This is a genomic window from Pseudomonas sp. NPDC089422 (assembly GCF_044749405.1).
Lineage (GTDB): Bacteria > Pseudomonadota > Gammaproteobacteria > Pseudomonadales > Pseudomonadaceae > Aquipseudomonas.
This window is the reverse complement of record NZ_JBIVHW010000002.1, coordinates 375,864-393,964: the sequence shown is the minus strand read 5'-3', so window position 1 is coordinate 393,964 and position 18,101 is coordinate 375,864. Positions and strand designations below refer to the sequence as shown.

Sequence of the window (18,101 nt, the reverse complement as noted above, 5' to 3'; positions counted from 1 at the left end):
ACACCCACAAAAAAGCCCGCTTGGTCGCGGGCTTTTTTGTGGGTGGCGGTTCGATCAGAACCGATAGACTTCCATATCGGTGCGAATCGGCGAAGCCATCGGGATCTTCGACTTCCCGGGTTCTTTCTTGACCTGTACCGGCGCTGCCTGCTTCTTCGGTGCCTCTTCGGCAACCGCCGGCTGATTGGCCAGCGGCTTGACCGCCGTGCTCAACTGCTCGGCGAGCTTCTGCAGCAGCTGCCCCTGGGCCTGAACCTGGGACAACTCGCTACCCTCGTGCGGCTGCTCGAGGTGCACGATACGGTTGTCACGCACATGGCCACGGCGGTCGAGCAGGCGCCATTGCGCATCGAGAATCGCTGGCTGGTTCTTGCCCGAGTCCAGGCGCGTGATCGACAGCAGCACCTGCACGTCCGGGGTGAAGCCCGTGCTGGCCGGGGCCAGCACCACGCGCTGGCTGTCCAGGCGCCAGGCCAGCTGGCGCACCAGCAGCTGATCGATGTCTGCCGACAGGCTACCGGCCCAACGACCGTCGGTCGCCGAACTCAGGCTGCCATCGGCCTGACGCTGCAAGAAGGTTTCGCGCTGCAGGTAATCGGCAACCGACACCGGGCCGAGCACCACGGCCATGCCCGCACTCTGCGAAGGCTGGCCAGGATCACCGCTGTCGAGTTGGTACAGGGCAACCGGCTGATGCATGCTGCACCCGCTCAGCCCCAGCAAACCCGTCATCAACAGCGCAAATGGAAGGCGCAGGAATTTCATTCAACCCATCCAGGCGGTCGCCACCAGGCAAACCGCAGTGATACTGATAGAGATTCAATCGGGCACACGGCCACGCCGGCACCGCAGGGGCACTATCATCCGCGAAATATCGGCCCGACTCCAGCATTTCTGCCTGGAACGGCGCTGAAATTGCCGTTCCAGACATTTCGTCGGATTATGCAGGCCCTTCCACCTGCAGACTGTCGACCCGCTGGAAGCCCCGAGGCAGCTTGCTGCCGCGTCGGCCACGTTCGCCCTTGTAATGCTCCAGGTCGTCGGGCTTAAGAGACAGGGTACGCTTGCCGGCTTGCAATACAAGGGTTGCACCCTCGGCAACCACCGCCAGATCGGTGACAAATTCTTCACGACTGGCAACCCGATCACCGGGCACACCGATGATCTTGTTGCCCTTGCCTTTACCCAGCTGTGGCAGGTCGGAAACCTTGAACACCAGCAGGCGACCTTCAGTGGTCACCGCCGCCAGCCAGTCCTGCTCGCGGTCGGCCACCGGGCGCGGGGTCATGACCTTGGCACCGTTAGGCAAGCTGAGCAGGCCTTTGCCGGCCTTGTTCTTGGCCTGCAGGTCCTCACCCTTGACCACGAAGCCGTAACCGGCGTCCGAGGCCACCACGTACAGCGCTTCATCGTCTGGCAGCAGCACGCACTCGAACGTCGCGCCGGGCGGAGGTGTCAGGCGGCCGGTCAGTGGCTCGCCCTGGCCCCGTGCCGATGGCAGGGTATGCGCGGCCACCGAGTAACTGCGCCCGGTGGAGTCGATCAGCACGGCAAACTGGTTGGAACGGCCTGCAGCCGCGGCCTTGAAGCCGTCACCGGCCTTGTAGGACAGGCCGGTGGCGTCGATGTCGTGGCCCTTGGCGCAGCGCACCCAGCCCTTTTCCGACAACACAACGGTAACCGGCTCGGTCGGCATCAGCTCGTTTTCCGACAGGGCCTTGGCTTCGGCGCGCTCGACGATTGGCGAGCGGCGGTCGTCGCCATAGGTTTCGGCGTCCTTGATCAGCTCGCTGCGCACCAGCTTGCGCAGCTTGGCATCGCTGCCCAGCAGGGCTTGCAGCTTGGCCTGCTCCTTGAGCAGTTCGTCCTGCTCGCCCCGGATCTTCATCTCTTCCAGGCGCGCCAGCTGACGCAGGCGGGTCTCGAGGATGTAGTCGGCCTGGATCTCGGTGAGCTGGAAACGCTCGATCAGGGCCTGCTTGGGATGCTCTTCGGTGCGGATGATGTGAATCACTTCATCCAGGTTGAGGAACGCGGTGAGCAAACCTTCCAACAGGTGCAGGCGCTTCTCGACCTTGTCCAGGCGGTGCTGCAGGCGGCGGCGAACGGTATTGGTGCGGAACTCCAGCCACTCCAGCAGCAGCGCGCGCAGGTTCTTCAGCTGCGGGCGGCCGTCGAGGCCGATGATGTTGACGTTGACCCGGTAGCTGCTCTCAAGGTCGGTGGTGGCGAACAGGTGCTGCATCAGTTCGTCGGCATCGACGCGGTTGGAGCGCGGGATGATGACGATGCGGCACGGGTTCTCGTGGTCCGACTCGTCACGCAGGTCGGCGACCATCGGCAGCTTTTTGGCTTGCATCTGCGCGGCGATCTGCTCCAGCACCTTGGCCCCGGAGACCTGGTGTGGCAGCGCGGTGACAACGATGTCGCCATCTTCCACGCGATATACGGCGCGCATGCGGATCGAGCCGCGGCCGCTTTCGTAGATCTTCTGGATTTCGGCGCGCGGGGTGACGATCTCGGCTTCGGTCGGGTAGTCCGGGCCCTGGATGTGCTCGCACAGTTGCTCGATGGTGGCCTTGGGCTCGTCGAGCAGGCGCACGCAGGCGCTGGCCACTTCACGCAGGTTGTGTGGCGGCACGTCGGTGGCCATGCCCACGGCGATACCCGTGGTACCGTTGAGCAGGATGTTCGGCAAACGTGCCGGCAGTACCGCAGGCTCCTGCAGGGTACCGTCGAAGTTCGGCACCCAGTCGACGGTGCCCTGGCCCACTTCGGTGAGCAGCACTTCCGAGTAACGCGACAGGCGCGCCTCGGTATAACGCATGGCGGCGAACGACTTCGGATCGTCCGGCGCACCCCAGTTGCCCTGGCCGTCGACCAGGGTATAGCGGTAGCTGAACGGCTGCGCCATCAGCACCATGGCTTCATAGCAGGCCGAATCGCCGTGGGGGTGGAACTTGCCGAGCACGTCGCCGACGGTACGGGCGGACTTCTTGTGCTTGGCGTCGGCATCGAGCCCCAACTCGCTCATGGCGTAGACGATGCGTCGCTGCACCGGCTTCAGGCCGTCGCCGATGTGCGGCAAGGCCCGGTCCATGATCACGTACATGGAATAGTTGAGGTAGGCCTGTTCGGTGAAGTCAGCCAGCGAGCGGCGTTCGACGCCGTCCAGGCTGAGTTCCAGTGAGTCGCTCATGCGGGCCTCGTCATTTCAGGTTCTGGCGCAGCAGCATGGTGCCGCCGCGCTGGGTAAATTCAAGTTGTTTCAGGGCGCTCATGCCCAGCAGCACGGTCTGCCCGTCCAGGCCCGGTACCACCAGGGCGCGCACGCTCTGCAGGCGGATATCGCCTAACTGCAATGTATCCAGCCGGGTGCGGTAGCCTTCGGTGCGGCCGTTGGCGGTGCTCAGCATCACCGGGCTGCCACGCTGCAGGTTGAGGTCCTTGGCCAGTGACTCCGGGATCGCCACATCGGTGGCGCCGGTATCGAGCATGAAATGCACCACCTGGTCATTGATCGCGCCGTCCAGCACGAAGTGCCCCTGGCCATTGCTCAGCAGGCGCACCTCGATGAAGCCGTCGCCATGGGACGACTGCACCTGGGTGTTCGGGTTGCGCTCGTGGTCTTCCCAGTGCCCGAAGTAACGCGTGGCAAGGAACAGCCCCGCCACCCAGGCGACGATCATCAGTACCTTGCCGGCGCGCTTGCCCGGTGGCTGGCTCATGGCGTGGCGCTCCAGCCGCCCTGCGGCGCGTCGAAGCGCCAGACGATCGGCCGGCTTTCGCCATCGGCGCGGTCACCATTGTTGTTGTCCAGGCCGATCCAGGCGCCCCTGGCATCGATCACCAGCGCTTCGGCCAGGCCGTACGGCTGGTCGTAGCGGCGTTCCGGCACCAGCGCCTCGGCGGCGAATGACCAGCACTGCTCGACCTTGCCACTGTCGGCATCACGTCGGCACACGCGGTAGGCATTGCGCTCGAGGGTGAACAGCTTGCCCTCGAACCAGGCGAGGTCGGCAAAGTCGCGCGACAGTGCCCGGGGGTCAGGCATCTGTGGTGGCTGCATCTCGACCCCGGCTTCGCTCAGCAACACGCAGCTGCGCCCGCAGGTCCACACCGACTGCTGGCGCTCGATGGCCACCAGGCCACGCCGCTCGCGCTCGGCCGCCAGCCACAGGCGGTCACCTTGCGAGTTGATGGCCAGGCCTTCGAACAAGGCATTGAAGTTGAGCAGCATGCCACTGGCACGGGCCTGACGCACCATCGCCGGGTCGATCTTCAGCCACTCCGGTTCACCCCCGGCAGGCAACTGCAGCACCGCCGCATGGGCCTCGCTGACCAGGTAGAGATTGCCTGCCTGGTCACAGGTGATGCCTTCGTAATCCAGCTCGCCACCGCGCACGTAGGAGGCCGCCCAGTTACGCGACTTCAACCCCCACGGCAGGCCGCTCTCGGGCACGGGGGGTGGCGTGAAGGTCAGCGGCTGCCCGCGCCAGACGGCGTCCTGCTGGTCGAAGCGGTAAATGCGGTCGTCATCACGATCGGAAACACCCCACAGCCCGCCCCGGCACTCGACCAGGCCGGACAGGTTGCCGCCGCGCATGCCCTCGATCGGGTGTTCGGAGGCCAGCTTCAGTTCCGGCCAGTTGCCCGCCAGGCTCGGCAAGGCAACCAGCGTCAGGCAGGCCGCGACCAGCAGACGAATCAAACCAGGACCTCAGCCAGGTTGCCTTTGGTTTCCAGCCAGTTCTTGCGGTCGCCGGCGCGCTTCTTGGCCAACAGCATGTCCATGATCTCGGTGGTGCCCTGCACGTCGTCCAGGGTCAGCTGGACCAGGCGCCGGGTGTTCGGGTCCATGGTGGTTTCGCGCAGTTGCGGCGGGTTCATCTCGCCCAAACCCTTGAATCGGGTGACCTGCGGCTTGCCGCGCTTCTTCTCGGCCACCAGCCGGTCGAGGATGCCGTCGCGCTCGGCTTCGTCGAGAGCGTAGTAGATTTCCTTGCCCAGGTCGATGCGGTACAGCGGCGGCATGGCCACGTAGACATGGCCGGCCTCGACCAGCGGGCGGAAGTGCTGGACGAACAATGCGCAGAGCAACGTGGCGATGTGCAAGCCGTCGGAGTCGGCGTCGGCGAGGATGCAGATCTTGCCGTAACGCAGCTGCGAAAGGTCGGCCGCGCCCGGGTCGACACCGATGGCCACGGCAATGTTGTGCACTTCCTGGCTGGCCAGGACTTCGCCGCCGTCCACTTCCCAAGTGTTGAGGATCTTGCCGCGCAGCGGCAGGATGGCCTGGAATTCCTTGTCACGGGCCTGCTTGGCCGAACCACCGGCGGAGTCACCCTCGACCAGGAACAATTCGGCACGCATCGGGTCCTGCCCGGCGCAGTCGGCCAGTTTGCCTGGCAACGCCGGGCCCTGGGTGATGCGCTTGCGCTCGACCTTCTTGCTGGCCTTGAGGCGACGGCCAGCGTTGCTGATGGCCAGTTCCGCCAGCTGCATGCCCAGCTCGGGGTGGGCGTTGAGCCACAGGCTGAAAGCGTCCTTGACCACGCCTGAAACGAACGCTGCAGCCTCGCGGGACGACAGGCGCTCCTTGGTCTGGCCGGAGAACTGGGGTTCCTGCATCTTCATCGAGAGGACAAAGGTGATGCGCTCCCAGACGTCTTCCGGCGCCAGCTTGACGCCGCGCGGCAACAGGTTGCGGAACTCGCAGAACTCGCGCATGGCATCGAGCAGGCCCTGGCGCAAGCCGTTGACGTGGGTACCGCCCTGGGCCGTGGGGATCAGGTTGACGTAGCTTTCCTGAACGCTGTCACCGCCCTCGGGCAGCCACAACAGGGCCCAGTCGACAGCCTCCTTGTTACCCGCCAGGCTGCCGCAGAACGGCTCGTCGGGCAGGCGCTGGAACTCGCTGACCGAGTCGACCAGGTAGGAACGCAGGCCATCTTCGTAGTGCCACTCGACCTTTTCGCCGCTGGCCTTGTCCTCGAAGCTGACCAGCAGGCCCGGGCACAGTACGGCCTTGGCCTTGAGCACGTGCTTGAGGCGGCTGATGGAAAACTTCGGCGAATCGAAATACTTCGGGTCCGGGCTGAAGTACACGCTGGTACCGGTGTTGCGCTTGCCGACCGTGCCGACCACTTCCAGCTCGCTGGCCTTGAAGCCATCGGCGAAAGTCATCTGGTACTCGTTGCCGTCGCGCTTGACGCGCACGCGCACCTGGGTCGACAGGGCGTTGACCACCGAAATGCCCACGCCGTGCAGGCCGCCGGAGAACTGGTAGTTCTTGTTGGAGAACTTGCCGCCGGCATGCAGCTTGGTGAGGATCAACTCGACACCCGACACACCCTCTTCAGGGTGGATATCCACCGGCATGCCACGGCCATCGTCGCTGACTTCCAGCGAGTGGTCGGCGTGGAGGATGACCTGCACCGAGCGGGCGTGGCCGGCCAGGGCTTCGTCGACACTGTTGTCGATGACTTCCTGGGCCAGGTGGTTGGGCCGGCTGGTATCGGTGTACATGCCCGGGCGTTTACGCACCGGGTCGAGGCCGGAGAGGACTTCGATGGCGTCTGCGTTATAGGCGCTAGCGCTGGGATTGGCCATGGGTTCTCGTCGTCAGTCTGGTGAATGCAAAAAGATCAAAATACAGAAAAATCGAGCGCCGCATACTGCTGCCGGGCAATGCCGGCAAAGGCCAGCAGGCCTGGCAGTTGCTCGGCAAAACCCTGGAAGCTGTGGTCGCCACCGGCCTGGATGCGCAGGGCACAACCCTGGTAATACTGCTCGGCGTGGCGATAGTCCAGGGTTTCATCGGCGGTCTGCAGCCACACTTGATAGCGGCCTGGGTCGGTCGGCGCCGGCACTTCCAGTTCGGCCAGGGCCTGCACATGGTCCAGGGTCAGCTCCCAGTTCTCGCCAGTGTAGTGGTTGCGCTGGGGCCCCAGATAACCGTCGAAGCGCTTGTGCGGGGTGACTGCCGGGTTTATCAGCAGGGCTTTGAGCCCATGGCGCTCGGCCAGATGGGTGGCATAGTAGCCGCCGAGCGAACTGCCGACCAGCAGGGGCGCCCCGAGCTCGGCGATGGCGGCTTCGAGCTGGACCATGGCCTGGCGTGGGTGGTGGTGCAAGTCCGGGACGCGCAGCTGCTGCGACAGGCCCAGCTGCTGCATGACCGCCGCGAGCTGGCGCGCCTTGGTGGACAGCGGCGAGCTGTTGAAGCCATGGATATAGAGGATGGAACCCGACATGCTGCCCCCGGAATCTGTGGCTTCGCGCCCGATCGTGTGGGCGCAGGGACGCGCAGTGTAGCGCGTTCGCCGGGTTTTGGCGCCGCGGCAGGGATTTAGCAACAAATTCTTCAAGAGCTGGGGACGCTGCGCGGCCCCAAAATCTTCAGTATCCCGGACTATTGAAGTCGAGTCTGACTTCAAAGTCTCTGGCCCGCTCTACTCCGGTTTCCACCCGCCCATCGGCATGCAGGCGCAACCAGCGATACCCAGGCTGCTCCTCGCTTACCTTGAACTCCTCGCTGCCCGCCGCGAACTGGATGCAGGTCGACGGCGTGGCCAGCAGGCGCAAGCCATCGCGCCGTTCATCCCACTCTTGGTGAATATGCCCCCATAGCAACGCCTTCACCTGTGGATAACCGCGCAACCGCTGCAGCAGTTCATTGGCATTGCGCAAACCGATCGGTGCAATCCAGGCGCAACCGATATCCACTGGCTGGTGGTGGCAGCACACCAGGCAATGGCGCTCGCCGGCCGTGGCCAGGGCTTCGTCGAGAATGGACAACTGGTCCGGCTCGAGCAGCCCATGGGTAGCACCCGACACCGCCGTGTTGAGCATGACCACGCGCCAGCTGCCGATGTCGGTCACCGAGCGCACCAGATCCGGCGCAACCTCGGCCATGACCTTGGCCTCATCATGGTTGCCCGGCAACCAGCGAGTCGGTACGGCAAATTCGCCGGTCAGCTCACGGAACGCTTGATACGACGCGATACTGCCATCCTGGGACAGATCACCGGTGCACAACAGCAAGTCGACACGCGGTTGCTCGCGACGGACCTGGGCCACCACATGGCGCAGGCTGTCGCGGGTATTGAGGCCCAGCAAGGTGCCCGCCGGGTTGGCGAACAGGTGGGCGTCGGTCAGTTGCACCACATGCACGGGCGCAGGGGAAGGGTCTGGGTGCGGCAACGGCCGTCTCCTCGAACGGATACTGCGCGAATTATGGCGCTGGAACGGCTGCGAGCAAACACTCGCACCCGACCCAGGTCACATTTCAGCGCACACTGGCCAGTTCGTGGCCGCAGGCCAGGCAATGGCTGAGCCATTCGCCGAGGAACAGATTGAGCTGTGCTTTCTCGTCCGGCTGGTGCATGGCCGCGTTGGGGTACGGGTAGATACTGCGCAAGCGGCGGGTATGCTCGGCGCTGATCACTTCGGCCATGCGCGCATCGTGATACACCTGCACCTCCAGGTGCGGCACCGGCAGCCAGGGCAGGCTGTGTTCCTGGCGCACTCGCAAGGTGGTGGTGTACGGGCAAGCCAGGAGCACATCGAGCACCAGCACGCCGAGCATCTGGTCGCCCTGGGTCATGCCGATGCGCCGCGAACTCTGGGTGGTGCGCATATCGGGCAGCAGGCGCATGAGCCGGGCATAGTTGGCCTCGCAGGCTGCCTGCAGCCCGGCCAGATCGACCCGATAACGCTCACGCAAGAGGTTCACTTCCACATACCTCGAACTTCATCTTTGTTCAGCGCCAGCCATTGCAGGCTGATGATGGTCGCCGCGTTGCAGATTTGACCATCGCGCACGGCCTGCATTGCATCGTCAAATGACCACACGCGCACACGGATGTCCTCGCCCTCTTCCTCCAGGCCATGCAGGCCACCCGCGCCATCACTGGTGCAGCGGCCGAGGTACAGGTGCACGTACTCATCACTGCCACCGGGCGAAGGGAAGTAGCGGGTAATCGGCCACAAGGCGCTTATAGTCAGCCCGGCTTCTTCCTCGGCTTCGCGGTGCGCGACATCTTCCAGCTCTTCTTCCCTGTCGATCAGCCCGGCGACCATCTCGATCAGCCAGGGGTTGTCGATCTTGCCCACGGCCCCGACACGGAACTGCTCGATCAGCACCACCTCATCGCGCAGTGGGTCGTAAGGCAGCACGCAGACTGCATCGTGACGCACGAACAGCTCACGGCTGATCTCACGGCTCATGCCACCCGCGAACAGTTCATGGCGCAGCTGCACCTTGTCGAGCTTGTAGAAGCCCTTGAAGCAGTTTTCCTGCTTGACGATCTCGACCGCCCTGGGCACCGAATTCAACGTGTCTGACATGGAAATCCTCATGACCTCATTTACCGCATCGCGCCATCCTACTCTGCACGGTTGCCCGTTTCACCCCTTTCCGGCAACCGTTCGCGCACTCGGGACAGCACGCCTTCACTCTGTTAGCTTAGTGGCGAACTGAAGGCCGCGCAGACGGTCAAAGGCCGACTTTTCCCTGTTCTGCAAGGATCATCATGACACTTGTCAAACTGACTTCCGTGGCCGTGCTGGCACTCGCTCTGGGCGCCTGCCAGAGCCTGTTCGCGCCCAATTACCGGACCCCACTCGAGGTCAAGCGTGATGCCTGGGAGCACGTCAAACCCGGCTGCAGCGCCAGTGACTGCCCGCTGGTGAACATCGACACCGTCCACTTCCCGGCCCAGCCCAAGCTCGATGCCATCGTCGAAAAACGCCTGCTGCAACTGACCGAAGACAATCAGCATGGCACCGCGCCAAGCACCCTGCAGGCCTACGAGCAGCAATACCTGGCCAGTGCCGACAAACGCAACAGCAGCTACCTGCAAGCCAAGGTACGCGAGCAGCATGACGGGCTGGTGATCATCGAGCTGTCCAGCTACCTCGACAGCGGCGGTGCCCACGGCATGCCGGGGCGCGGCTTCATCAACTACTCGCGCAAGCTGGACAAGGTGCTGACCCTGCAGGACATGCTGGTGCCGGGCCAGGAGGAGACCTTCTGGAAGACCGTGGAAGAGTCGCACCGTGCCTGGCTGATCAGCGTGGGCATGGACAAGGACGCCGAGTTCGTCAAGACCTGGCCCTTCAAGCGCTCGCCGCACATCGCCCTGACGTACGGCGCGCTGGTGGTGAAGTACGAGGTCTACGCCATCGCGCCCTACTCCATGGGCCACGTGGAGCTGAAGATCCCGTACCCACGCCTGAACGGCGTGCTCAAGCCTGAGCTGTTTCCCGGCCGCGGCTGAAGCTCAGCAGGCCATGCAGCCCACCTGCCAGCAGCAGTGCTGGCAGGGTAGCCCCCAGCTCCGGCGCCTTGGCGGCGATCACATGATAGGCCGCCACACCCACCACCCAGGCCAGCAGCGCCTGCCAGTGCAAACCACCGACCTGGGTCGGCAGACGGCGACGACGGATCACGTAGTGGTCCATCAGCACCACGCCAAACAGCGGGGCGAACACCGAGCCGATCAACAGCAGGAAGTTTTCGTACTGGGCCAACGGAGCCAGCAGCGCGATCAGGGTGCACAGCACGCCGATGACCAGCGCCAGATGCTCGACCTTGAGGGGCAGCAGCACGCCGGTGGAAACGGCGGCCGAGTGGATATCGGCAAAGGCCTTTTCCGACTCGTCCAGCAGGATCAACAGCAGCGGGATGCCCATGCCGGCGCCCGCGAGGGCCAGCAGCAGCGCATTGACCTCGCCGCTGGCGGCAAAGGCCAGGGTGTATGCCACGCCCAGGCTCATCAGCCAGGTATTGCCGATGAAGTAGCCCACAACGGTTCCGCCGAATACATGTTTGCCGTTACGGGCGAAACGCGAGTAGTCGGCGATCAGCGGCAACCATGACAACGGCATGGCGATGGCAATGTCGAAGCCCACGGCCAGCGACATCGAACCATCCCCGGCGCGGTTCCACAGCCCGGCCAGGTCGGCCTTGGCGAACAGGTTCCAGGTCAGCCACAGGCACGCCCCCAGCAGCAGCCAGATACCCCAGGCACGCAGCACCTTGCGCACGAACGCCAACGGGCCGCTGACCGCCAGCAGGGTGGCCAGGCCACCGAAGCACAGCGTCCAGAGCATCGGGCTGTTCCAGGCACTGTCTTCGCCGAACGCCCGCGCGCCCAGCAAGCTGGCAGCATCGCGCATGACAATGATCTCGAATGCACCCCAGCCCACCAGTTGCAGCAGGTTGAGCAGTGCCGGCAAGCGCGCGCCATGTTTACCCAGGCTCAGCTTCAGGGTGCCCATGGCCGACAGGCCGGTGTCACTGCCGATGACACCGGCGGCGCCGAGCAGCAGCACACCGACACCGGTGCCAAGGGCGATGGCCAGGACCGCGCCGGCCAGGCCAAGGCCAGGGGCCAGCATGGCGCCGACCTGCAGGACCATCAGGCCGATGCCGAGGGAGAACCACAGCGAGAACAGGTCGCGGGCGCCGAAGATGCGCTGGTGGGTGGGGACCGGGTGGTCGGGGGAGAATGGGCTGGGGGTGGTCATGCTTGTTGGCACTCGGCAAAATTTTTGATTGGACACGGTCGTTGTAGGAGCGGCCTTGTGTCGCGAAAGGGCCGCAAGGCGGCCCCGGCGAATTCAGCGGCGAAGCTGAAAACCTGGGGCCGCTTCGCAGCCCTTTCGCGACACAAGGCCGCTCCTACAAGGGGTCAGCCTTGCAGTCAGACTTTGTGGTACAGCTGGCTGCCTTCCTGGCGGAACCGTTCGGCCTGCTCGCGCATGCCTTGCTCGACCGTCACGTCCACAGCCTCGATCTTGGCCGCGTATTCACGCACTTCCTGGGTGATCTTCATCGAGCAGAACTTCGGCCCGCACATCGAGCAGAAGTGCGCGACCTTGGCCGACTCCTTCGGCAGGGTCTCGTCGTGGAAGGCGCGTGCGGTGTCCGGGTCCAGGCCGAGGTTGAACTGGTCTTCCCAGCGGAATTCGAAGCGTGCCTTGGACAAGGCATTGTCACGAATCTGCGCGCCCGGATGGCCCTTGGCAAGGTCGGCGGCATGGGCGGCGATCTTGTAGGTGATGATGCCGGTCTTGACGTCATCCTTGTTCGGCAGGCCCAGGTGCTCCTTGGGCGTGACATAGCAGAGCATGGCGCAACCGAACCAGCCGATCATCGCCGCACCGATACCGGAGGTGATGTGGTCGTAACCCGGAGCGATGTCGGTGGTCAGCGGGCCGAGGGTGTAGAACGGCGCCTCGTCGCAGCATTCCAGCTGCTTGTCCATGTTCTCCTTGATCAGCTGCATCGGTACGTGGCCAGGGCCTTCGATCATGCACTGCACATCATGCTTCCAGGCGATCTTGGTCAGCTCGCCGAGGGTTTCCAGCTCACCGAACTGGGCGGCGTCGTTGGCGTCGGCGATCGAGCCCGGGCGCAGGCCGTCGCCCAGCGAGAAGCTGACGTCATAGGCCTTCATGATTTCGCAGATCTCGTCGAAGTGCGTGTACAGGAAGTTCTCTTTGTGGTGCGCCAGGCACCATTTGGCCATGATCGAGCCACCACGGCTGACGATACCGGTGACCCGCTTGGCGGTCAGCGGCACGTAGCGCAGCAGCACACCGGCGTGGATGGTGAAGTAGTCCACGCCCTGCTCGGCCTGTTCGATCAACGTGTCGCGGAACAGCTCCCAGGTCAGGTCCTCGGCCACGCCATTGACCTTTTCCAGCGCCTGGTAGATCGGCACGGTACCGATCGGCACGGGCGAGTTGCGGATGATCCACTCGCGGGTTTCGTGGATGTGCTTGCCGGTGGACAGGTCCATGACGGTGTCCGAGCCCCAGCGGATGCCCCAGGTCAGCTTGGCCACTTCTTCCTCGATCGAGGAGCCCAGGGCACTGTTGCCGATGTTGCCGTTGATCTTCACCAGGAAGTTGCGGCCGATGATCATCGGCTCCACTTCCGGGTGGTTGATGTTGGCCGGGATGATCGCGCGGCCACGGGCGATTTCCTGGCGAACGAATTCCGGGGTGATTTCTTTCGGGATGTTGGCACCAAAGCTGTGGCCGGCATGCTGCTCGTTGAGCAGACCCGCGGCCCGTGCTTCCTGCAGCTTCATGTTCTCGCGGATGGCCACGTATTCCATCTCGGCCGTGATGATGCCCTGGCGGGCGTAATGCATCTGCGAGACGTTGGCGCCAGCCTTGGCCCGGCGCGGGTTGCGCACGTGGGCGAAGCGCAGCTTGGCCAGTTCGGCATCGTTCAGGCGCTGCTGGCCGAAATCGGAGCTCAGGCCGTCCAGGCGCTCGGTGTCACCGCGCGCGTCGATCCAGGCCGAACGGACATCGGCCAGGCCCTTGCGCACATCGATGATGACGTTGGGGTCGGTGTACGGGCCGGAGGTGTCGTAGACCAGTACCGGCGCATTGCTCTCGCCGCCGAAGTCGGTCGGGGTATCGTCCAGGCTGATTTCACGCATGGGCACGCGGATGTCCGGGCGCGAGCCTTCGACATAGACCTTGCGCGAACGCGGGAACGGTTGCACGGACTGCTGATCGACTTGCGCCGATTCGCTGAGGTTGATCGTTTTTTCTTGTTTGCTCATCACAGGCTCTCCAGACGGCTTCCTAGCAGTGGAATGTCGGGGTGAACCTGAATGGCGTGGACGCACCCGTTGACGGGTGCAGTGCCGGATATGGGGGTGCCTGAAGCTGCATGCAGCTGCGACATTCCCGGACCTGGCACAAGAGGCTCCCCGGGAAGGCGAGCAATCTTGTTCCCTACGCAGGCGCTAACCTGATCAGGTTCAACGGGATCCGCACCTCTGCGATCTCAGCCTTTGCTTCAAGGCACCCCGACAAGAACATGCGCAGTCTAGACTGGAGTGGTCGGCAAAGCCAAGCGGGTAAAACGCAGGGGAGATGAAAGGCGCAACCTATGATTGTTGGCGGGTGCGCATGGCACTACACTGGCCCGTCGCTCGATACTCAACAGTTCAGTAATTAAATTTCGTACAAGGATTGCCTCTATGCTGCGCAAACTTTCACTGGCGATAGCCGTGTCTTGTGCGTCCAACGGAGTGGTCTGGGCAGCGGATATGCCCACGACGGTGAAGACCGATCTGGTCAGTGTTTACCAGGAAGCGGTCGACAACAACGCCGATCTTGCTGCCGCCCGTGCCGATTATGGCGCCCAGAAAGAAGTGGTGCCGCAGGCCCGCGCCGGCCTGCTGCCAAACCTCTCGGCCGGTGCCGAGATGCAGAATACCCGCACCAAGCTCGACCAGCCTTCGACGACCTTCAACCGCAGCGGCAACAGCTGGAGCGCGACCCTTGCGCAACCGATCTTCCGCGCCGATCGCTGGTTCCAGCTACAGGCTGCCGAAGCGGTCAACGAGCAGGCAGCGCTGCAACTGTCGGCTACCGAGCAGAACCTCATCCTGCAGACGGCGCAGGATTACTTCACCGTGCTGCGTGCCCAGGACAACCTGGCGGCGACCAAAGCCGAGGAAGCGGCGTTCAAGCGCCAGCTGGACCAGTCCAACGAACGTTTCGACGTCGGCCTCTCCGACAAGACCGACGTGTTGCAGTCCCAGGCCAGCTACGACACCGCCCGCGCCAACCGAATCGTCGCCGAGCGCCAGGTACAGGATGCCTTCGAGGCCCTGATCACCCTGACCAACCGCGAATACAGCTCGATCCAGGGTGTGGTCCACACACTGCCGGTAAAGGTGCCGACCCCCAACGACGCCAAGGCCTGGGTGGAAACCGCCGGCCGCCAGAACCTCAACCTGCTGGCCACCAACCACGCCGTTGCCGCCGCCGAAGAAACCCTGCGTCAGCGCAAGGCCGGCCACGCCCCGACCCTTGATGCGGTGGCCCAGTACCAGAAAGGCGACAACGACAACCTGGGTTTCAGCAACTCGGCTGCACTGCCCAATGTGCATTACAGCGGTGACGTTGAGCAGACCACCGTCGGCCTGCAGCTGAACATCCCGATCTACAGCGGCGGCCTGACCAGCTCGCAGGTACGCGAGGCCTACCAGCGCCTGAGCCAGAGCGAACAGCAACGCGAAAGCCTGCGCCGTCAGGTGGTGGAGAACACCCGCAACCTGCACCGTGCGGTGAACACCGATGTGGAGCAGGTGCAGGCGCGCAAGCAGTCGATCATCTCCAACCAGAGCGCCCTGGAAGCCACCGAGATCGGCTACCAGGTCGGTACCCGCAACATCGTCGACGTGCTCGACGCCCAGCGCCAGCTGTACACCTCGGTGCGCGACTACAACAACAGCCGCTATGACTACATTCTCGACAACCTGAGCCTGAAGCAGGCGGCCGGGACCTTGAGCCCGCAGGACCTGCAGGACCTCAAGCAGTACCTGAAGCCGGACTACAACCCGGACAAGGACTTCCTGCCACCGGACCTGGCTGCGGCAGCTGCCAAGAACTTCGAGCGCAGGCCTTGAGACCGGTGTTGGCTGCTTCGCGGGTTTACCCGCGAAGAGGCCAACACAAAAAATCAGCTGAGAAGCTTGCCCAACCCATCCAGCAAGCGCTGCAAGGCGCCCTGGTTGGCCCGCATCACCGCCCTGCCCGCCTCGCCCATGCGTCGCGCATCCTGGGGCAGTTCGATCAAGCGACGCACCGCCCCGGCCAGCCCGTCGGCATCATCGACCTGCTGCAACGCCCCCGCCTCGCGCAACATCGCGCTGATTTCCAGAAAGTTGAACACATGTGGCCCCATGAGCACCGGCAATGCCAATGCCGCAGGCTCCAGCGGGTTATGGCCGCCCGTGGCCACCAGGCTGCCGCCGACAAAGGCGATGTCGGCCAGGGCATAGAGGAACAGCAACTCACCCATGGTGTCACCCAGCAACACCTGCGTCCGGGCCTCCACCGGCGTGCCGGCGGAGCGGCGCACCGTGACGAACTGCTCGGCACACAAGGCATGCACGGCATCGAAGCGCTCAGGGTGACGTGGCACCAGGATCAGCAGCGCATCGCCATGTACCTGCAGCAACTGCCGGTGCGCCTGCAAGATCAAGGCATCCTCACCCTCGTGCGTGCTGGCAGCGATCCAAACCGGGCGCTGGTCGGCGCCCCACTGTTCGCGCAATGCCCTGGCACGAGGCTGCAAATGTTCATCGATCTTCAGGTCGAACTTGATCGAGCCGGTCACCTGTACGCACTCGGGGCGCGCCCCCAGGTCACGGAAGCGCCGAGCCTCGGTTTCGGTCTGCACGGCGATCAGGCTCATTTCGCCCAGCATCGGCCGGGTCAGCCTGGCAAAGCGCCCGTAGCCACGGGCCGAGCGCTCGGACAGTCGGGCATTGGCCAGGGCCACCGGAATGCCGCGCCTGGCGCATTGGTGGATATGGTTGGGCCACAGTTCGGTTTCCATGATGATGCCCAGGCGCGGGCGCACATGGTCGAGAAAGCGTCCGGCTGCCCATGGCAGGTCGTAGGGCAGGTAGCAATGCTGGATGCGCGGCTCATCGGCGAACATCGCGCGAATACGCTCGGAGCCGGTCGGGGTCATGCAGGTGAGCGTGATCGGCAGGTCCGGGTAGGCCTTGAGCAGCGCGCGCACCATCGGCGCGGCGGCAATGCTTTCACCCACCGAGACCGCATGCACCCAGATCCCGCCCTGGCGCATGGCCGGCAGGTTGCGGGCAAAGCGCTCGCCGATGCGCTGGCCGTAGGCCGGCGCCTTGCGTGCGCGCAGGTACAGGCGCAGCGCAACCAGCGGCAGGCCCAGGTGAAACAGCAAGGTATAGAGTGTTCTGTTCATGGCCGCGGAGTTTACCCGATCGCGCGCAGGTGCACCGCAAAGCGCTCGGCCAACCATTGCGCGGCAGGGCCCAGCGGCTCATCACGGCGCCAGGCCAGTTCGGCTACCAGCGCGGGTGGGCGCCATTCGCTGTCGAGCTCGACCATGTGCGCCTGGTAGGTCGGGTATTGCACCACATGCCGCGGCAACCAGGCCCAGCCCAGGCCGCGCATCAGCAGCTCGGCCATGGCGTAGAAGCTGTCAGCACGCCAGACCTGCGGGCTGATCGCCTCGCCGCCGGGGTAGCCGCTCTGTTGCGGTGTGATCAGCAATTGCCGGTGCCGGGCCAGCTGCTGGCGGGTGACCCGCCCTTCATGGGCAAGCGGATGATCAATCGCGCAGACCGTCACCATTTCCACACTGCCCAAGGCACGGCGCTCCAGAGATGCCGGGATGCTTTCGTGATGGAAGAACAGCCCCAGGTCGGCGCGTCGCTCGGCCAGCTTGCGTGCTACATCCCCCTGGGCACCACTGGCCAGTTGCACCTCCAGATAAGGGTAACGGCTAGCCAGTTCGTCGAGGCTGTCGATCACTGGCTGATAAGGCATCGCCTCGTCCTGAGCCACCCGCAACAAGGCTTCCTGGCCGCGCATCAAGGCCAAGGCACGACCATCCAGGCGCTCGCACTGGCGCAGGAGCTCGCGGGCATCTTCGAGCAACGCCGCACCGTTTTCAGTCAGCTTCGGCTGGCGTCCGCTGCTGCGCTCGAACAGCGTGACACCGAGGTCGGTTTCCAGCAGGACGATGGCATTGCTGATGGCCGACTGTGCCTTGCGCTGTTCGCGGGCCACGGCGGAAAACGAGCGCAATTCGGCGACCCGCAGAAAGGTGCGCAGTTGTTCAAGGTTCCATTGTTCGGCCATCAACCTATCTCCCATATGGATAGGTAATGACTTTACCGCATCCGGGCAATCGCTAGAATGCCGAGCCAGTTACCGGAGGATCCCGTCATGAATGCCTACACCTATCTCGCCATCGCCATCTGCGCCGAAGTCATCGCCACTGCCTCCATGAAGGCGGTAAAGGGGCTGAGTACGCCGTTGCCGTTGCTGCTGATGGTGGTCGGCTACGGGATCGCGTTCTGGATGCTGACCCTGGTGGTGCGCAGCATTCCGGTGGGCATCGCCTATGCGATCTGGTCGGGCCTTGGCATCGTATTGATCAGCGTGGCAGCGCTGGTGGTCTATGGGCAGAAGCTGGATGTACCGGCAATGCTGGGCATGGCGATGATCGTGGGTGGCGTGGTGGTGATTCAGCTGTTTTCCAAAACTGCCGGGCACTGAGG

At 64.1% G+C, this 18,101-nt stretch carries 16 protein-coding genes and 1 riboswitch; of the genes, 3 read left to right on the top strand and 13 right to left on the bottom strand.

Annotated elements, in window-relative coordinates; translation table 11 throughout:
- Nucleotides 1–54 precede the first annotated feature (54 nt).
- From ACIPZ8_RS05430 to ACIPZ8_RS05390, 9 genes are all read right to left on the bottom strand, one after another.
- Entirely contained in the window at nt 55–765 is a 711-nt protein-coding gene (locus tag ACIPZ8_RS05430) for a membrane integrity-associated transporter subunit PqiC (protein ID WP_400720234.1), read from the bottom strand.
- A 175-nt stretch (nt 766–940) separates the two neighbouring features.
- Nucleotides 941–3,199 carry a DNA topoisomerase IV subunit A gene (parC, locus tag ACIPZ8_RS05425; protein WP_400720232.1) on the bottom strand — a complete coding sequence of 753 codons (2,259 nt, stop codon included), beginning with the start codon at nt 3,197–3,199 and terminating at the stop codon, nt 941–943.
- A 10-nt stretch (nt 3,200–3,209) separates the two neighbouring features.
- The gene (locus ACIPZ8_RS05420) at nt 3,210–3,728 is read right to left on the bottom strand and encodes a TIGR02281 family clan AA aspartic protease (protein ID WP_400720230.1); all 519 of its coding nucleotides are present in this window, start codon (nt 3,726–3,728) and stop codon (nt 3,210–3,212) included.
- Nucleotides 3,725–4,711, bottom strand: coding sequence for an esterase-like activity of phytase family protein (locus ACIPZ8_RS05415; RefSeq protein ID WP_400720228.1), 987 nt, complete (start codon nt 4,709–4,711; stop codon nt 3,725–3,727). The genes ACIPZ8_RS05420 and ACIPZ8_RS05415 overlap by 4 nt, the downstream gene beginning before the upstream one ends.
- Nucleotides 4,708–6,612 (bottom strand): DNA topoisomerase IV subunit B, encoded by a 1,905-nt coding sequence (gene parE / locus ACIPZ8_RS05410; protein WP_294333176.1) that lies wholly within the window; start codon nt 6,610–6,612, stop codon nt 4,708–4,710. Before parE ends, ACIPZ8_RS05415 begins: the two co-directional genes overlap by 4 nt.
- Before the next feature lie 35 nt (nt 6,613–6,647).
- A complete protein-coding gene (locus ACIPZ8_RS05405) occupies nt 6,648–7,256 on the bottom strand; it encodes a YqiA/YcfP family alpha/beta fold hydrolase (protein WP_400720226.1) in 609 nt (202 codons plus the stop codon).
- Between the two features lie 145 nt (nt 7,257–7,401).
- Complete coding sequence (gene cpdA / locus ACIPZ8_RS05400) at nt 7,402–8,205, bottom strand: 3',5'-cyclic-AMP phosphodiesterase (protein ID WP_400720224.1); 804 nt, start codon at nt 8,203–8,205, stop codon at nt 7,402–7,404.
- Between the two features lie 85 nt (nt 8,206–8,290).
- Nucleotides 8,291–8,743, bottom strand: coding sequence for a DUF1249 domain-containing protein (locus tag ACIPZ8_RS05395; protein WP_400720222.1), 453 nt, complete (start codon nt 8,741–8,743; stop codon nt 8,291–8,293).
- Nucleotides 8,734–9,351 carry an NUDIX domain-containing protein gene (locus ACIPZ8_RS05390; protein WP_400720220.1) on the bottom strand — a complete coding sequence of 206 codons (618 nt, stop codon included), beginning with the start codon at nt 9,349–9,351 and terminating at the stop codon, nt 8,734–8,736. The genes ACIPZ8_RS05395 and ACIPZ8_RS05390 overlap by 10 nt, the downstream gene beginning before the upstream one ends.
- A gap of 185 nt (nt 9,352–9,536) precedes the next feature.
- Here ACIPZ8_RS05390 and ACIPZ8_RS05385 point away from each other — a divergent pair, with 185 nt between their 5' ends.
- Nucleotides 9,537–10,283: an RsiV family protein gene (locus ACIPZ8_RS05385; RefSeq protein WP_079229937.1), complete on the top strand. Its 747-nt coding sequence runs from the start codon at nt 9,537–9,539 to the stop codon at nt 10,281–10,283.
- On the opposite strand, the gene cytX is transcribed toward ACIPZ8_RS05385, so the two are convergent.
- Both cytX and thiC read right to left on the bottom strand, forming a co-directional pair.
- On the bottom strand, nt 10,252–11,535 hold the full coding sequence (cytX, locus tag ACIPZ8_RS05380; protein ID WP_400720218.1) for a putative hydroxymethylpyrimidine transporter CytX: 1,284 nt from the start codon (nt 11,533–11,535) through the stop codon (nt 10,252–10,254). The genes ACIPZ8_RS05385 and cytX overlap by 32 nt on opposite strands.
- Nucleotides 11,536–11,711: 176 nt before the next feature.
- The gene (gene thiC / locus ACIPZ8_RS05375) at nt 11,712–13,592 is read right to left on the bottom strand and encodes a phosphomethylpyrimidine synthase ThiC (protein ID WP_400720216.1); all 1,881 of its coding nucleotides are present in this window, start codon (nt 13,590–13,592) and stop codon (nt 11,712–11,714) included.
- 155 nt (nt 13,593–13,747) lie between these two features.
- Nucleotides 13,748–13,854: riboswitch (TPP riboswitch) on the bottom strand.
- A 161-nt stretch (nt 13,855–14,015) separates the two neighbouring features.
- On the opposite strand from thiC, the gene ACIPZ8_RS05370 reads away from it, so the two are divergent.
- The gene (locus ACIPZ8_RS05370; protein WP_400720214.1) at nt 14,016–15,452 is read left to right on the top strand and encodes a TolC family outer membrane protein; all 1,437 of its coding nucleotides are present in this window, start codon (nt 14,016–14,018) and stop codon (nt 15,450–15,452) included.
- Between the two features lie 53 nt (nt 15,453–15,505).
- Here ACIPZ8_RS05370 and waaA read toward each other — a convergent pair whose 3' ends face one another.
- Together waaA and ACIPZ8_RS05360 are read right to left on the bottom strand one after the other, a co-directional pair.
- On the bottom strand, nt 15,506–16,777 hold the full coding sequence (gene waaA / locus ACIPZ8_RS05365) for a lipid IV(A) 3-deoxy-D-manno-octulosonic acid transferase (protein WP_400720212.1): 1,272 nt from the start codon (nt 16,775–16,777) through the stop codon (nt 15,506–15,508).
- A gap of 11 nt (nt 16,778–16,788) precedes the next feature.
- Nucleotides 16,789–17,679 carry a LysR family transcriptional regulator gene (locus ACIPZ8_RS05360; RefSeq protein ID WP_400720210.1) on the bottom strand — a complete coding sequence of 297 codons (891 nt, stop codon included), beginning with the start codon at nt 17,677–17,679 and terminating at the stop codon, nt 16,789–16,791.
- Between the two features lie 87 nt (nt 17,680–17,766).
- Here ACIPZ8_RS05360 and ACIPZ8_RS05355 point away from each other — a divergent pair, with 87 nt between their 5' ends.
- A complete protein-coding gene (locus ACIPZ8_RS05355) occupies nt 17,767–18,099 on the top strand; it encodes a multidrug efflux SMR transporter (protein ID WP_054887895.1) in 333 nt (110 codons plus the stop codon).
- The last annotated feature ends 2 nt before the right edge of the window (nt 18,100–18,101 follow it).

Excerpts from the sequence above, each read along its gene's own strand:
- ACIPZ8_RS05430 (WP_400720234.1), bottom strand. The coding sequence starts at position 765 with ATGAAATTCCTGCGCCTTCCATTTGCGCTGTTGATGACGGGTTTGCTG.
- parC (WP_400720232.1), bottom strand. The coding sequence starts at position 3,199 with ATGAGCGACTCACTGGAACTCAGCCTGGACGGCGTCGAACGCCGCTCG.
- ACIPZ8_RS05420 (WP_400720230.1), bottom strand. The coding sequence starts at position 3,728 with ATGAGCCAGCCACCGGGCAAGCGCGCCGGCAAGGTACTGATGATCGTC.
- parE (WP_294333176.1), bottom strand. The coding sequence starts at position 6,612 with ATGGCCAATCCCAGCGCTAGCGCCTATAACGCAGACGCCATCGAAGTC.
- ACIPZ8_RS05405 (WP_400720226.1), bottom strand. The coding sequence starts at position 7,256 with ATGTCGGGTTCCATCCTCTATATCCATGGCTTCAACAGCTCGCCGCTG.
- ACIPZ8_RS05390 (WP_400720220.1), bottom strand. The coding sequence starts at position 9,351 with ATGTCAGACACGTTGAATTCGGTGCCCAGGGCGGTCGAGATCGTCAAG.
- ACIPZ8_RS05385 (WP_079229937.1), top strand. The coding sequence starts at position 9,537 with ATGACACTTGTCAAACTGACTTCCGTGGCCGTGCTGGCACTCGCTCTG.
- cytX (WP_400720218.1), bottom strand. The coding sequence starts at position 11,535 with ATGACCACCCCCAGCCCATTCTCCCCCGACCACCCGGTCCCCACCCAC.
- thiC (WP_400720216.1), bottom strand. The coding sequence starts at position 13,592 with ATGAGCAAACAAGAAAAAACGATCAACCTCAGCGAATCGGCGCAAGTC.
- ACIPZ8_RS05370 (WP_400720214.1), top strand. The coding sequence starts at position 14,016 with ATGCTGCGCAAACTTTCACTGGCGATAGCCGTGTCTTGTGCGTCCAAC.
- waaA (WP_400720212.1), bottom strand. The coding sequence starts at position 16,777 with ATGAACAGAACACTCTATACCTTGCTGTTTCACCTGGGCCTGCCGCTG.
- ACIPZ8_RS05360 (WP_400720210.1), bottom strand. The coding sequence starts at position 17,679 with ATGGCCGAACAATGGAACCTTGAACAACTGCGCACCTTTCTGCGGGTC.
- ACIPZ8_RS05355 (WP_054887895.1), top strand. The coding sequence starts at position 17,767 with ATGAATGCCTACACCTATCTCGCCATCGCCATCTGCGCCGAAGTCATC.